Source organism: Gluconobacter sp. P5E10, assembly GCF_018812145.1.
Lineage (GTDB): Bacteria > Pseudomonadota > Alphaproteobacteria > Acetobacterales > Acetobacteraceae > Gluconobacter > Gluconobacter cerinus.
Window position 1 is genome coordinate 198685 of sequence record NZ_JACRVZ010000004.1, and the last position, 15241, is coordinate 213925.

Annotated in this window: 15 protein-coding genes; 8 read left to right on the forward strand and 7 right to left on the reverse strand. The window is 54.2% G+C overall.

Annotated elements, in window-relative coordinates; genetic code table 11:
* Positions 1-2: 2 nt before the first annotated feature.
* Genes KP707_RS09675 through KP707_RS09695 form a run of 5 tightly spaced genes read right to left on the reverse strand, consistent with a single transcriptional unit; the run spans position 3 to position 4876 of the window.
* Positions 3-1184, reverse strand: a complete 1182-nt coding sequence (locus KP707_RS09675; RefSeq protein ID WP_211503049.1) for an MFS transporter — start codon at positions 1182-1184, stop codon at positions 3-5.
* Positions 1185-1241: 57 nt separating this feature from the next.
* Positions 1242-2549 (reverse strand): lipase family protein, encoded by a 1308-nt coding sequence (locus tag KP707_RS09680; RefSeq protein ID WP_249202911.1) that lies wholly within the window; start codon positions 2547-2549, stop codon positions 1242-1244.
* Complete coding sequence (locus KP707_RS09685; RefSeq protein ID WP_211503048.1) at positions 2546-3415, reverse strand: methylenetetrahydrofolate reductase; 870 nt, start codon at positions 3413-3415, stop codon at positions 2546-2548. Before KP707_RS09685 ends, KP707_RS09680 begins: the two co-directional genes overlap by 4 nt.
* On the reverse strand, positions 3412-4266 hold the full coding sequence (locus KP707_RS09690) for a bifunctional 5,10-methylenetetrahydrofolate dehydrogenase/5,10-methenyltetrahydrofolate cyclohydrolase (protein ID WP_211503047.1): 855 nt from the start codon (positions 4264-4266) through the stop codon (positions 3412-3414). Before KP707_RS09690 ends, KP707_RS09685 begins: the two co-directional genes overlap by 4 nt.
* Positions 4267-4294: 28 nt before the next feature.
* Positions 4295-4876 (reverse strand): NAD(P)H-dependent oxidoreductase, encoded by a 582-nt coding sequence (locus KP707_RS09695; protein ID WP_064274384.1) that lies wholly within the window; start codon positions 4874-4876, stop codon positions 4295-4297.
* 153 nt (positions 4877-5029) lie between these two features.
* Between KP707_RS09695 and KP707_RS09700 the strand changes: the two genes are divergently transcribed.
* Positions 5030-5785, forward strand: a complete 756-nt coding sequence (locus KP707_RS09700) for an IclR family transcriptional regulator (RefSeq protein WP_211503046.1) — start codon at positions 5030-5032, stop codon at positions 5783-5785.
* A 9-nt stretch (positions 5786-5794) separates the two neighbouring features.
* Positions 5795-6676, forward strand: a complete 882-nt coding sequence (locus KP707_RS09705) for a bifunctional 5,10-methylenetetrahydrofolate dehydrogenase/5,10-methenyltetrahydrofolate cyclohydrolase (RefSeq protein WP_211503045.1) — start codon at positions 5795-5797, stop codon at positions 6674-6676.
* A gap of 44 nt (positions 6677-6720) precedes the next feature.
* On the opposite strand, the gene KP707_RS09710 is transcribed toward KP707_RS09705, so the two are convergent.
* Both KP707_RS09710 and KP707_RS09715 read right to left on the reverse strand, forming a co-directional pair.
* Positions 6721-8079, reverse strand: a complete 1359-nt coding sequence (locus KP707_RS09710) for an FAD-binding oxidoreductase (protein WP_211503044.1) — start codon at positions 8077-8079, stop codon at positions 6721-6723.
* On the reverse strand, positions 8076-8912 hold the full coding sequence (locus KP707_RS09715; protein WP_211503043.1) for a creatininase family protein: 837 nt from the start codon (positions 8910-8912) through the stop codon (positions 8076-8078). The genes KP707_RS09710 and KP707_RS09715 overlap by 4 nt, the downstream gene beginning before the upstream one ends.
* A 219-nt stretch (positions 8913-9131) precedes the next feature.
* On the opposite strand from KP707_RS09715, the gene KP707_RS09720 reads away from it, so the two are divergent.
* The 6 genes from KP707_RS09720 to KP707_RS09745 all read left to right on the forward strand — a co-directional run bounded on the left by KP707_RS09720 (position 9132) and on the right by KP707_RS09745 (position 15241).
* Positions 9132-9656, forward strand: a complete 525-nt coding sequence (locus tag KP707_RS09720; RefSeq protein WP_211503042.1) for a DUF2165 family protein — start codon at positions 9132-9134, stop codon at positions 9654-9656.
* 123 nt (positions 9657-9779) lie between these two features.
* Entirely contained in the window at positions 9780-10781 is a 1002-nt protein-coding gene (locus tag KP707_RS09725) for an ABC transporter substrate-binding protein (protein WP_249202910.1), read from the forward strand.
* Positions 10778-11575, forward strand: coding sequence for an ABC transporter ATP-binding protein (locus KP707_RS09730; protein ID WP_211503041.1), 798 nt, complete (start codon positions 10778-10780; stop codon positions 11573-11575). Before KP707_RS09725 ends, KP707_RS09730 begins: the two co-directional genes overlap by 4 nt.
* On the forward strand, positions 11572-12336 hold the full coding sequence (locus KP707_RS09735; RefSeq protein ID WP_211503040.1) for an ABC transporter permease: 765 nt from the start codon (positions 11572-11574) through the stop codon (positions 12334-12336). The genes KP707_RS09730 and KP707_RS09735 overlap by 4 nt, the downstream gene beginning before the upstream one ends.
* Positions 12333-13619, forward strand: a complete 1287-nt coding sequence (locus KP707_RS09740) for a cytosine deaminase (RefSeq protein ID WP_211503039.1) — start codon at positions 12333-12335, stop codon at positions 13617-13619. Before KP707_RS09735 ends, KP707_RS09740 begins: the two co-directional genes overlap by 4 nt.
* Before the next feature lie 32 nt (positions 13620-13651).
* Positions 13652-15241: a CocE/NonD family hydrolase gene (locus tag KP707_RS09745; RefSeq protein ID WP_252348849.1), complete on the forward strand. Its 1590-nt coding sequence runs from the start codon at positions 13652-13654 to the stop codon at positions 15239-15241.

Consider the following 15241-nt stretch of genomic DNA (forward strand, 5'->3'; position numbering starts at 1 on the left):
AATCAAGCTAGCGCCTTACGTTGCCTGACTTGAAAAATTGTCAGGCAACCCACTCCCAGAGCGCAGAACGCAAACAGGGCATAACTGGTCCAGAGCGTTGTCGAGAAGTACAGGTAAGGCATTAGAACTGCCGAGACCGAAATAAACTGGCCGACCGTGCCTGCGACAACGCCACGGGTCTTCCTATCTGTCGCAACCACCGGCAGCAAAGACATCCCTGCACCACTCAGGCCGCTATAGGCGAATGTCCAAAGAAATAGCCCGGCAGACGCGACCAGCATCGTGCTTCCCGGGAAAAGCAGCAACCATTGAGCCAGCATGCCAATAGCCGCCATGATGCAGAACATCACCCGGGAACGACGCTCCGTTCCGACACACAGACTGACAATCAACCCACCAGCCAGCATTACGACAATTTTGATAATCGCGACTTCTGCGGCAGACGCAGCCAAACTCACATGGTGAACGCGCGCAAGGTAAGACGGCGCGATCAAACTGGTTCCATAAGCAATCCCATTCGGGAGCGTTACTGACAGCCCGAGAGCCGTGACCAGCCAAGGTGACAGTCGCTTGGCCGGACCGCTTTCAGTCAAGACAGCTGGCGGCTCTTTCAAGCCAGCGAGTGTCAGAACGCCAACAGCAAGAATAGCAACCATCAGCGCCATATGGGCCGTGCAGGCTGCCTGCCAGCGTCCCCCATTCAAAAAAGGAATGGCGAGCAGAAGACCGGCTGAATATCCGGCCGGAGCAAAAGTGGACCAGAATGCCAAAGCTTTGGAGCGACTTTTTTCTGGCAGATAGCGCATAAACAACACCGGCGAACCTGCTGTTGCGAACGCAAACCCGCACCCACACAGCATAAGCCCGATCCGCAGGCTCCATAACGTGGATGTTGACAGGAGGAGACTGTCGCCAATCAACGTAAGGACAACTGAAATTGGAAAAGCGCGCTTTACGCCAATACGGTCGACCACCATGCCAAACAGGAAGGATGTGAAGGCCGCGGGCACCGAAAAGAAAGACAAACTGGTGCCCACAGGGCCCGGAGAAACATGTCGGGCTTCCGCGATCGCACTGATAAACGGAACCACCAGTCCGACAACGGCCATGGATACTGCCGAATAAACGTAAATTACCAGAACAAGAAAGAGATGATAGCCTGATCTGTCGCTCGTGGTCTGCATGGTCTTGTATCCTTGAAAAGGCCGGCCACGGGTCCGGCTAAGGGCTATTCAGTCGGCTTAGTTATTCCATGGAACATTCGGCAAAGCTTCCTCTACCGGGCCTGGCGGCTTGATCGAAGCGCAGTTTTGCGGAGGCATATGACCAGCCAGAAGCGTTTTCACGAAAGGAATGGAATCCTTCAAAGACACGTTGACTGCGCCATTATGGGTCATACCCGGATATCGCTTCCACAGTACGTGAGTCCCCGCATCACACATGGCTGCAACGGCATTATACTGCCCATTCACTCCAGCCTCACCATCCGCCAGACCTGTCCCGGCGAACACAGGAAAGCTGATTTTGGCATTCGGGATCGTGAAGGCTGCATCGTGTCCAGCCTCGAAAGCAGGAAGCTTCTCGTTGAAAAGTGCGTTACTTTGCACTTTGAGCTGGTCAGCTTTGTCGAAAAGATTGTGCAGGCAGGCGTGGCGAGCAATCTGGGACATCTGGCGCCCCGCACTCGTCAGAACTGTTCGACTGTCTGTCTCAGGCTGCAAAGACTGGTCAGATCCTTCAACCCGCAACATGGCAAAGGCGGAATCCATTTTGCTGGCGTCCGTATAAACTTCAGGAATAGGCACATGTCTCGCGCCTGGTGGGGCTGCAAAACCTGTTACAAGGCCTGTAGCAACGACTCCCCGAATGTTTAACTCAGCAGCGTATGAGGGCGCTAACCAAGCGGCTCCAAGCGCTGCCCCAGATCCCTGCGATTGCCCGACCAGAACGATCCAGTTTTTGATCTCTTTTGGGAAAGCGCTCAAAGACGCTCTCAATCCGTTTAGAACGCTATAACCCTCCGGTCGATAAAACAGATAGGGGTGCGGTCCTGGCGTTCCCAGACCCTGATAATCCGTCGCGACAACGACAAACCCTTCAGACAACCACCGCGACAGATAGGCTTTATCCCGACTGGAATACCCGCGCCAGGATGGAGCACAGACATCCGCAACGCCTGTCGTTCCGTGCTCCCAGGCCACAACAGGCCATCCACCGACAGGAGCCTTGCCCTTCGGAAACAGAACCTGCCCTGAAACTGCAACCGGACCGCTTTTGTTCACGCCGTTCTGGGAAGAATACAGGACCCTAACGCCGCGACTGGCTCCTTGAGGAAGTTTGGTCAGATCCATGTCTTCGTGCTGGATCAGCGTTCCGGGTATTGAGGAGATAGCCGTATTAGCCGTGTAAAAAGCGCTTACGCCACCGTCGCCATATCGGTCGTCACCACCCGCGGTGGTTGACGGTGATTCAGGTGAAGCTGTGCATCCACCCAGTGCCAGCAGGAAAGTCCCTGTAGCGCATGTCAGGCCAGTCAGTTTTGGCATCATGAGTGGTCTCCGGTACTGAGGGAGAGTACACGGCGCCATTCCAGCGTGCGTGCAATTGCTCCAAACGGATAAAAGTGTAGTCCACGAAAATTCGTGTCGGATGTTTGAGCGATTTCTTGGGCAACAGCATCAACAAGATGTTGCGGATTGCAGGGCATAAACCAGCGATGAAGTTTCCAGCGTTGACGCTGCATGAAACGCAAAGACTGCCCAACACCACAGGCCAGACCATACCGCACCAGCGTTTTTGGCGTCGTTAGCCCGTAAATTCCCAGGTTGATTGGCAGTGTAATGCCCTCTTCCCTGAGCCTTTTCTCCCAGGCAAGAACTGGAGCCGCATCAAAGCAGAACTGCGTTACGATCTGCATATTCAAACCCTGCGTCCGTGCAAGTTCCTGTTTGCGACGCATATATTCCAGCAATGTTGCTTCGGAGGCCTGTGGGTGCCCTTCAGGATGCCCAGCAACGTAGACAGTGCGAATGCCCGTGCGAACCGGGATCTCTGTTTCCAGAATTTGCACCGTATCTGCAAAGATACCCGCAGGCTTATCCGCTCCACCCGCGATCAGGAGCATTCGCGGAATATCCCGCTCGGTCAATGCAGAGCAGATTTCCTGCAGGTGACCTTCATCACGGATAGATCGAGCTGCAACGTGAGGAACCGGCAGGTAGCCGCACAACTTCAGCAGGTCACAGGCCGCTAGAACGTCTGCAAATGGCACGCCCGGAAGCCAGGTCACGAAGACCCTTGATCCGCAGGCAAGATCAGGCAGAACACCCGAGAGCTCCAGAATACGGGATGGCAAAAGCTCGATGGAGCTTTCCGTCATCAGATCTGCACGCACCTGGCCGACCGATATAGTCATGCAGCAATCCTTTTTTCCGCGAGATCCAAAACGGTTTTGAGAAGCATCATTCGTGTCATCACGCCAAAACTTCGATCAGGTGGCGTCATCCAGCTCGCGACATCAGCAACTGCAGGATGGACATCACCTTGCAAAGAGCCCTCGGGCCAGCTCATGCCAACATCAATGACGACAGCTCCTGATCGCACCATATCCGATGTTATCAGATGCGCTGAACCGGCGGCGGCTATAATGACGTCGGAGTTCTTCAGAACATTCTTAAGGTTTCGGCTTTTACGATGCAATATCGTAACGGTCGCGTTTCTGCTTTTTCCAGACAGCAAGAGCGCGGCAGGGCCGCCGACGAGACGTCCCCGCCCCAGAACAGCAACATTGGCCCCTTCCAGAACAAGGCGTGCCTGCTGCAAGACTGCATCAATGCCCCTCACAGTGCAGGGAATAACTGACGGATCTGATGTCGTCAGAGACAACAGGTTAACCGGATGAAGACCATCGACATCCTTTTCAGCGCTGATCGCCTGAAGAACCTGCCCCTCTCCTAAATGTGCCGGCAGAGGAAGTTGAACCAGAATTCCAGTAATGGCTGAATCTTCATCAAGCCTTAGGATTTGCTCTAAAAGATCTGCCTGCGTGATAGATTCAGACAGAACAATCTTTCGAACTTCTATTCCAACCTTTTCGCAGTCCTCGATTTTACGACTGACATATGTAGCGCTTTGTGGATCATCGCCTACCTCCACTAGCGCCAGGCAGGGAATGGTGCCCTGTTGCCTCAGCGTTGCGGCCCTGCTCTTGCTCTCCTCCAGAAGTGCGAGACCCAGTGCATCCAGATCAAAGAAACGAGCAGCCACCGCAATTACTCCCCAGCCAGAAACGGTCTCAGATAGCTTTGAGACGACGAATGATTTTTTTCATAAACGTCCGACGGGCGTTCAACGTGGTGTTATTCATATTGTAAAGCCCCAGGTAATCGACGCTGACACGACGGTTCATGACGGCCCGCAGAAAACGGGTCCCATTCTTCCGTGGCGGATCACCAAGAACAAACGCACGGTGCCGTGGGCAACCGTAAGTGGTGACGGTCATGACCTTCTTGATGTTTGTAAAGCCAGGAGAAAGCTTTCCATCTATCAACTTAAAGGAAACGTCCGGAAGAAAAACGCGATCAAAATAGCCTTTAAGAATTGCGGGCCAACCAAAATTCCAAACAGGGTGACACAAAATTAGTACATCCGTACTTTGCAGGCGCTTCACATAATCCGCTACGCGATGCTGATTAATGCTGACATCATGATACTCGATACGATCCTGCGGACTTAGAACAGGATCGAAATTGTCCCGATACAGGTCCAGAGCATCGACTTCGTGCCCTTCAGCTTCCAGTGTCTGCGTTACCAGCCTGAACAGTGCCGCGTTGAAGCTATCTTCAAGCGGGTGGGCGAAAATGACGTGGACTTTCACGCGGGGTTCCCTGTTTTTCTGGCTCTATCAGAAGAGTTATGTTCGTTATTCGAACACTTGTTCGTTATATTTATTTTAGGCATAATCATTTTCAGCCTGCAATGATATTCGTAACGGCTATGCAGAGTTTTTTGCCCAGAAACGGATTTGTCCATGGACCAGCCCTCGCCTGTCCCCGATACCGAGATTTCCCTGACATTTGTTAAGGGCCTCGAAGTCCTACGTGCTTTTGAAAATGGCCAAACAGACATGACTGTCGCAGACATTGCGCGTCTGGTAGGGCACACGAGGGCCGCCACGAGGCGACTTGTCAGAACGTTGGAAGTTCTCGGATATGTCCGGAGTATCGATCAGCGCTACAGGCTTACAGCACGCGCCTTGAAACTGGGGCTTGGCTTTCTACAAAGCCGCTCCATCGGTCATCTTGTCGGGCCGGTTCTTCGAGCTGAATCCATTGTTATCGGAGAATCCATTTCTCTCGCTCTGCTGGACGCAGGCGAAGCAATCTATGTCTTCCATAATCCCGCAGACAAATCCGCCGAAATGTCAGGGCATACTATCGGCAGCAGCATGTCTCTTGCCAGGACCGCAACTGGCCAAGCCATTTGCGCCTTTCTACCAGCGACCAGACAACAGACCATACTGGCCACCTCAGGCCTTTCTGAAGCAGAAGCGGCATGCGTGGCTAAGAGTCTTAAAGACGTTCACTCTCAGGGTTTCGCCTTGAGAGATGTGTCTCCGCAAAGCGATCTGCGTGCCCTTGGGGTGCCTGCCTTTAATGTAAATGGCCAAATTGCTGGTGCGCTCAGCATCGTCTTTCCAACCAACCGATACTCCATGACACAGATCCAGAAGGATCTGGTTCCCCACCTTCAGCGATGCGCAACTTATCTTGTCAGCGCCCTGTGAGACCCACAAATGACAATCATCCTGCATACTTCTGAGCTTGCCCAAAGCTATTTGGCCAGACTCAAAGCACAGATCCGCTCACAGCAGAAAATTCTGGACCGTACGCCCACTCTCGCTGTCGTCACCGGCTCTTCTGACGCGGGGCCATCAGCCTATCTGCGTCGCATTAGCGGACTGGCGGAACAAGCCGGCATTAACTTACAAGTTGTTGACATTGCGGGACAAAATGAAAGAAATTTTTGCCAAACGGTCCGAGAACTTGGTGCTAACAAGCAGATCGATGGAATTCTGATTCTCTTCCCACTCCCGGAAGAAATTTCCCGCCAAGCCATCATAGACGCCCTTCCCCCGGAGAAAGATGTGGACTGTCTCCATCCACTCAATCTTGGAAGCATCATGAACGGCGCTCCATACTTCGAGCCCTGCACGGCAACAGGTGCCTTGATGGCGACAGAACATCTCGTCGGAGATCTGCGCGGAAAAGACTGTGTCATCATTGGCAGTTCGCCGGTTGTCGGGCGCCCTTTGACCATGCTGCTTCTAGATCGCGGCGCAACGGTTTCCGTTGTTCATATCGATACTCAGGACATCAAGTCGCATTGCAGGAAAGCGGATGTTCTCTTTTCAGCGGTAGGAAAAGCCAGATTAGTGACTGCGGACTGGATCAAACCAGGGAGTTGTCTCATCGATATCGGGATCAGCTATTGCCCGGATGAGGGCCGTGTCGTTGGAGATGTTGATCTCAAATCTGTCGAAGACATCGCATATGCGGTTACTGCGGTTCCAGATGGTGTTGGTCCACTGACAACCTGTACATTACTGGCCAATACCGTGAAAAGTGCTTTTAATCGGGCGGAATTAAACTTCAGCTATCTCGCTCTTTCGCAATAACAATAGAAAAGGCCGGAAAGAAGCTCTTTCCGGCCCACACTCTTTTAGCCCTCTGCCTTCAGCGTTCTGGCACTGAGCATCTTTCCAGGGTTCAGCAGTAACATCGGATCATATCGCTTCTTGATTGCGGCCAGATCTGGTGATGCCACACGGTGCATACCGCCTTCCTCAATGGTCACGACATGCGGGTTGGCAATATTGACCCCCCGCTTCTCATGTTCCGCAATAATATAGTTCAGGCGCTCTTCGTCCGTGAAGCGAATAACCGGCAACGCAGCACAACTCACATGGCCGCCCATCGGAAAGAATTCCAGATGCATCATCAGGTCATCAGGGAAAAGCGCACGGATTTCCGCCACCTTCTCTAGTGTCCCGACGTGCGGATAACCGCACTGCAGATACGTGTAACCACGATCTTTCTTCAGAACCTGAAGCGTCGTGTGGTTCCATGTCAGCTCATAAAGCGGAGTTGCACCCGACGTGTCCTCAGCTTCTCTGGTGTTGGCTTCATAACAAAGGTGACCGTTGGCCGCTTCTGCAAGCGCCTTAACCGTCTCAATACCTGCCGGAGCGATCATGAGAATGACCAGTGACGCCCCATCTGGCACGTGCTCGCGTACGGATGCGAAGAATGGTGGCAGGTCACCGTCAACAACAGACACCAGCTTCTTCTGAATACCGGCCTGAAGCGCAATATCACGTGCAAAAACCGCTGCTTCTTCAAAGGTGCCGAATGAGATGGCCATATCCAGCCAATCCACGGCTGGCTCAACGCCAATCTCCAGTTCGGTAATCAGGCCTGTCGTTCCGTAGGTGTGAAGAATACCCCTCGCATCAGAGCCGCGAAGTTCGAGAGCTTCCGGATTTTCGTCCAGAGTGACAAAGCGGAGCCCCAGAATATTTCCCGGTGACGAAAGACCGCCCCATCGAACAGACCCAATACCGCCGGATCCACCCGCGATAAACCCGCCGATCGTTGCTGTCCGTTTCGTGGACGGATACATGCGGACTTCCCAGCCCCGTTCATGCAGAGCACGATCCAAGTCCAGCATGTTCATGCCCGCCTGTACGCGTGCGACACCATCCTTGACCCAAAGGAGCTTGTTGAGCTCTGTCATTTCAACGACAGCGCCTCCCTCCATCGGAACGGCCTGTCCATAATTCCCAGTGCCACCCCCACGCGGAGTAAGTGGCGTTTTTGTCTCGCGTGCCACCCGTGCAATGTGAAGAAGGTCCTCTTCATTGCGCGGCATAACGATACAATCGCCAAAACAGCTATCAAGCTGCCGCTTTAGAACCGGACTATACCAGTAAAAATCACGGCTTTTCCGCTTCACAAGAGCCGGCACCGTCTGAACAGGAATATCGCCCAGAAGCGACAGAAAGGTCTCAACCGAGCTCATCGACCCAGATCCTCCGTAATGGGACGAAGACGATCCAGCGGATATTCAGCAATCTCGGCAAGAAGTTCAAGAAAACCTTCAATCCACTGATTGGCAACAGCTTCGCCCTTCTCGGCCGTAGCAACCCCGGCATTTCCTGCCGCACCTGACGGGTGAATATCATGCGTCAACCAACCAAAGCCGACACGACCCTCTGCTTCCAGCCATTTGGCCGTCTCGGCCAGCTTCTGGGGCCATGGCTCGAAATTATCAGCGCGTTCCATCTCAACAAGATCCGGGCGCAGGTGAAGCATCAGGGATGTTTCAATGTCGCCACCATGAATCCCATACCGGCGCTCCTCTTCGGTAAACATGCCATCCGGCACGCCAAAACGCGACCAGCCAACACAGACAACAAACATTCCATGGGTCCGTCGGAGTGTTCTGGCAACGATATCCAGGATCTGTGGCTGCCCACCGTGAGAATTCAGGAGCACCAGCCTCTTCACACCAGATCGTGCGACGCTTTCACCAATTTCGATGAGGACCTGCGTGAGGGTCTGCGCGCTCAGGGTCAGTGTTCCAGGGTAAGCAACATGCTCTTCGCTTTTGCCAACAGCCTGAATAGGAAGTGCGGTGGCGGGGACGGTCGCGGGAAGCGCCTCCATTGCCTTATCAAGCAGCATTTCATTGATACAGGCATCCACATAGACCGGAAGATGTGGACCATGCTGTTCCACCGCCGCCACAGGAAGAATGGCCACGGTCTCAGGGGGAAGCTGACGAAACTGGCGGGAAATCATGTCACACCAGCGCTTTTTGGGCCAGAAAACCGTCTCGGAACTGCTTGTCATGGGCTTGTCTTCCGTTGTCTCTTGTGTGGAATGACACGCCCCGTTGAGGACGAGCCAACACATTCCCTGCTCCGATATGATATCATCCCGGAACGAAAAGATAGATGAAACAGGAAGATCGCAGCTTTTAAAGCATCTATTTTCGACAGGAGCGATGCAAAAAAGAGGGCGCAAATTTTACGGGCATTCCGCTAGCGTTTCAAAAAACAGGAGCCAGCCATGTCCGAACTTTCAACACAGTCAACGCCTACGCGCTCCGTGCGCCTGAATCGTCTCTCCAAAACCGTGATGGTCGGGTCTCTGGGAGTCTTCGGCCTTCTCGTCGCACTTAATAATATTACAGATTATGGTTCGAACTACGAATTTGTTCGTCACGTTCTGTCGATGGATACCACGTTTCCCGGCAACAGCCTCAGATGGCGCGCGATCTCAGTCCCGCTGCTGTGGCATATTTTTTACGTCCTTATTATTGGCGCTGAATTCGCAACCGGTGCTCTTTTTTCGTTTGCGGCTTGGACGATGGCGAAGGCGATCAATATGGATAGTCTGGCCTTCAAGGCCGCTCATACCCTTGTTCCCGTCGCGACAGCCGTAGGATTTCTCATCTGGTTTTTCGGCTTCTCTGTCGTCGGAGGAGAGTGGTTCGCGATGTGGCAATCCCATAGCTGGAACGGACAGGAAGCCGCCTTCCGGTTTTTTATGAGCATGCTTGGAGTTTGTATTTTCACCCAGCAGAAAGAATGAGTGCATCCTTTTTGCGCGCACAAATGGGTTAAAAAGGTATCGGTCCAGCAGCAGAATAGCTCTTCCCACGGAGACAAAAAAACCGTTACGGTCTAATTATAAATGGACGTTGGGAGGCAGCTCATGACACCTTACAGGCTTGATCGACGCAGTATGCTCCGCGGCATCATGGCTGCGGGCGCGGTGTCTTCCCTACCCTCTGGGCGAGCAAAAGCGGCATCTAGGCCCCTGAGTCTGCTGACCAACTGGTATGCTCAGGCAGAGCACGGAGGCTACTACCAGGCCTCCGAAGACGGACTGTACAGCGCTCAAAATCTGGATGTTTCAATTCAGATGGGTGGCCCCCAGATGAACATGACCCAGCTTCTGATGGCGGGGCAATGTGACATTGCCATCATGCAGGGTGAAGAAGCCATCCGCTGTGCAGTGCAGGGCATTCCCGCCGTCGCAATCGCTACGACTTTCCAGAAAGGCGTTGGCGGCTTGATGACCCACCCGGATATTCATGACATCGCCCAACTCAAGGGCCATCCCATTCTGATCAGTTCAGAAGGGCGAGCCAGCTTCTGGGTGTGGCTTAAGAAGCGTTATGGCTTCACGGAAGATCAGGCCCATCCCTACACCTATAATCTTCAGCCCTTTGCTTTCAATCCGCAGATGGCCATGCAGGCCTTTGTTTCCTCGGAGCCCTACGGCGCCAAAAAAGCGGGTATTCCATTCAATTTCTTCCTCCTCGATGACTTGGGCTACGCTGCCTATGGAAACGTGCTGATGGTGTCCCGCAAGACCCTCGAAGAACGTGGCCCCGAGCTCCAGAAGTTCATCGCGGCCAGCAGCGAAGGCTGGAAACGCTATATTTTTGGAGATCCCACTAAGGGGGATGCTGCGATCCGTAAAGCTAATCCGGATATGAGCGCGGACCAACTCGCGTGGTCCCGCCAGAAACTCCGCGACATCAAAGCTCTGGGCGCACCGGGAGCACCAATCATGACAATGAATGATGAGCGCTGGCAGCGCATTTACGACATCCAGCTTTCAGCTCAACTCATTGCAGACAGTCCGAAATGGAAAGATGGGTATACCCTCGATGTCGTCCACAACAGCCTGGCGACTGTCCCCGCATGAGCAGTCCCGTTCTTTCCCTGAGCAGCGTTGAGAAAATTTTCCCCAACGGCGTGCGTGGTCTTTCTCCTGTCGATCTGAGTGTGGAGAAAGGAGATTTTGTTACGCTGATTGGGCCATCTGGATGCGGCAAAAGCACGCTCCTCAAGCTCATCGCCAATCTTCATACGCCGTCGGCGGGTACGCTGGACTGGTGGGGCGGTGGCTTCAGGGACGTAGGCCAGAAAGGGCGCCGTATGGCGTTCGTCTTTCAGGATGCAACGCTCATGCCATGGGCCACGATCGTGAAAAATGTGCGCCTTCCGCTTGATTTGGAAAAAGTGGATAGGACAACGGCTGACAAGCGTGCCCATGCCGCTCTTGAACGCGTTGGCCTAGGTCATGTGGCCGATCAATATCCGGCACAACTTTCCGGCGGCATGAAAATGCGCGTGTCCATTGCCCGTGCACTCGTTACCGAACCAGATCTTCTTCTGATGGATGAGCCATTCGGTGCACTGGACGAATTTACCAGAAACCGCCTGGATGAAGAGATGGCTCGTCTTTGCTATGAAGACGGCCTCACCACTCTGTTCGTCACACATGCCCTCCATGAGGCTGCATTTCTGTCCAGCCGCGTGATGGTCATGGCGGCTCACCCTGGGCGTATTCATGCTCAATACGAAATAGACCGTGGCATTGTTCGCGACGAAATTTTTCGCCTTTCCGATCAGTTTGCCAGCATCAGCAAAGAATTGGCGATCCTCCTGGAAGATGCCAGTCGGGACAGCATGATTGGTCAGGAGGCGCGGCAATGATGACATCCCGCTCTCTCTCGCTCCTTGCTCCCATCACGCTCGGAATCATCCTTCTGGCAACTTGGGAAGCGATTTGTCGCTTCTGGCATATCCCGCCTTACCTGATGCCCTCTCCGTTAGCCATCTGGCGTGCTTTGATGCTGGACGGCGTATCATTACTCCATGCGCTGCTTATCACTCTGGAAATCACATTTGCGGCGCTCGTTGTGGCCGTCCTCGGGGGTGTTCTGATAGCCTTCCTACTGGTGCAGAGCCCGCTGATCGAACGGTGCCTGATGCCTTATGTTGTCATCATGCAGGTGACCCCGATTGTAGCCATTGCGCCGCTGATCATCATCCTGATCCACAATACTCCCCTCGCCCTCACTGCCTGCGCAGCATTAGTAGCGATCTTCCCTGTGATCTCGAACACTCTGCAAGGCCTGCGCAGCGTAGATCCAGATCTTGCGGCTTACTTTCAGATGCACAAAGCCACCCGCCTTCAAATGCTGCTGCGACTGCGAATTCCAAGCGCTCTTCCCATGTTCATGGCGGGCTTGCGCATCGCAACAGGCCTCTCACTTGTCGGCGCCATTGTAGCTGAGTTTGTTGCCGGAACCGGCGGCAATTCGGCTGGCTTGGCGTACCAAATCCTTCAATCCGGCTTCCAGATGGATATTCCCCGGATGTTCGCGGCACTGTTCCTTATTACAGTCGCAGGCCTCGTCCTGTATGCCGCAGCAGCCAGCCTCCAGCGCTTTGCTCTGAGACATCGCTCATGACTTTTCCAGCTTCTTTCAGCACTGTCCCAGGCGTCCTCCTGAACGCGACTATTCCGGCAGGCCTGCTGCCTTCGTCATTCACTGATGAGGCCATGCGCTACGATATCGCGCTCTCAGATGGGAAAATTTCGGATATTCTACCGGCAGGAAGTCTTTCTTCCGTCGGGGACGCAATTGATCTGAAGGGTCAGATGGTTTGGCCCTGCTTTGCAGATATTCATACCCATCTGGACAAGGCCTTCATCTGGGAGCGCACACCCAATCCTGATGGAACCTTCATGGGGGCCTTGCAAGCCACAACCCAGGATCGAGAAGGGTATTGGACGGACGCAGACGTTGAGCGCCGCATGGAGTTCAGTCTGAACTGTGCCTACGCGCACGGGACAAGCGCCATAAGAACGCACCTGGATACCTTCGGCACGCACGGGAACCGCGTTTGGCCGCTTTTGCGTCGCCTTCAAAAGAAATGGTACGGGAAAGTCGCTCTGCAAGGCGTCTCCCTGACCATGCCTGAGCGCTACATGGGTGAAGACCGGGACGGCATCGTTAGAAATGTCGCCGAGACAGAGGGGGGCGTTCTGGGCGCCGTCCTGATGAAGCACAACACGACGCCGGAAGCCCTCGAAGTTCTCTTTGGACTAGCCACAGAATACGGGCTCGAACTGGATCTTCATGTCGATGAGAATGGAGAAACAGACGGAACGGCTCTGGAACTGATCGCCCAGACAGCTCTGAAGCTTCGGTTTCGTCAAAAGATCTTATGCGGCCATTGCTGTAGCCTTAGCGTCCAAAGCGAGACGCAACAGACGCACATTATTTCCCTGCTCGGCGAAGCCGGGATTGGCATTGTGAGTCTCCCCCTTTGCAACATGTACCTTCAGGACCGCACCGCAGGGCGCACACCAAGGTGGAGAGGTGTAACCTTGCTGCAGGAACTCGATGCCGCGGGTATTCCAGTCATGCTCGCCAGCGACAATGTCCGAGACCCCTTCTACGCTTACGGGGACTTTGACATGCACGAAATTCTTCAAGGCGGTACGAGGATCGGCCAGTTGGATCATACTCACCGTCCTTGGGCGCAATCGGTCACAAGCCGTCCGGGATCCTGGATGGAAAGGACCCATCGCCTGGAAAAAGGTGCACCAGCGGATCTGATTATCTTTCCAGCTCGTTCCATGAATGAATGGATGAGCCGCTCTCAGGCCGGACGGACAGTTCTCCGAAACGGTCGCATTCTCGAGGCAACTCCCCCTTCATACGAAACTCTGGGAGGTGAAATCTGATGTTAGCGCTGAAATCTCGCCGGACGGAGACAATGCAAACCCGGGATGGCGTTTCACTGGTTGCTGATATCTGGGAACCAGACGGAGACGGCCCCTTCCCCGTTCTTCTGATGCGACAGGCTTACGGTCGCAAGATTGGTACGTCGCTCTGCTACGCACCGCCAGAATGGTATGCCAGTCACGGCTATATCGTCATCATGCAGGACGTGCGGGGACGCGGAGATTCTGGCGGTGAGTTTGTCCTGTTCGAGCATGAAGCGACCGACGGTGCAGATACGATCGCCTGGGCTGCATCCTTACCGCGCAGCAATGGTCGCGTGGGGATGTTTGGCTTCTCCTTTCAGGGGAGCAACCAACTTCTGGCAGCCGGAGAAAAACCAGAAGCGCTCAAAGCAGTTGCGCCTGCCATGATCGGCTGGCAGCTGGATCAAGACTGGGCGTATGAAAATGGGGCGTTCCCGATGCGCGCCAATCTTGGTTGGGCGACGCAACTGGCAGCAGAAACTGCGAGGCTTCAGGGAGACTACGAAGCCCAGCAGACACTCTTTGCTGCTAGTCGAGGCATGTCTTTCAATGGGCAACAACCAACAGTGCCTGCACATGAGGCGCTTCTGGCGAAATATAGCCATTATACCCGTTGGAGAGAGACACCTCCGGGAGATGCCTACTGGGACAAAATCTCTCCTGCATCGCGGTTGAACGAAATCGCGGAGCTGGCACCTGCAGTTCTACTGATTGGGGGATGGTACGACAGCCACCTGCCTGGCACGCTGGAAGCATATCATGCCCTGTCTCCCCACATGCCAACACGCTTGATTGTTGGCCCCTGGTCTCACTTTCCTTGGGACCGACATATCGGGGATGTGGACGTCGGTGAGGCTGCCATTACAGACATCGATCAGCAGCAAATCGCATTCTTCGATCAGTATCTAAAGTCAGCCCCCATACCCGAGACGGAGCCAGTACGCCTTTTCGATATGGGCGCCTGTTGCTGGCAGGACTTCCCGACACTCTCGGCGGGAAAAGTTCCAAGCTATCCAGCCGGGACGGGCCGCTCCGCGATTGACACACGCGATGGTATTCTGAGCGCGTCGACAGCGCCTACAGCACCGTCAGAGAGCCTTACTCTCGATCCGTGGCGCCCTTCGGGTCCGTGTGGTGGAAGCTTCGGGTTTCCGGGAGGCCCCGTAGATCGTGCCCGCACCGATGCGCGTTCGGACGTCCTGACATTCACGACGCTCCCGCTCGAATTCGATCAGTTGCTCGCAGGAACGATCACAGGGTGCTTTGAAATCGAGAGTGAATACGCCGGTTTTGACCTTCATGCCTGCGTCTCGCGTATCGATCAGAACGGCAAAGTACACCCCCTCGCAGAAGGATACGCGCTGACCGCCCCTGGTCAGACCTCTCTGCCGCTACGGGGAACATGCGTCACATTGAAAGCCGGAGAAAGATTGAGACTGTCCCTGTCTCTCTCCTGCTTTCCCGTGTTTCCAATCAACCCCGGCACAGGGGCCAGCCCTATTACCGCCACTCTGGACCAACAACAGGTGACGACAGTTCACTTCAAATGCGGCTCCGGAACCTACCTTCTTCTTCCTTGGATCAAACAGGAAAGATAA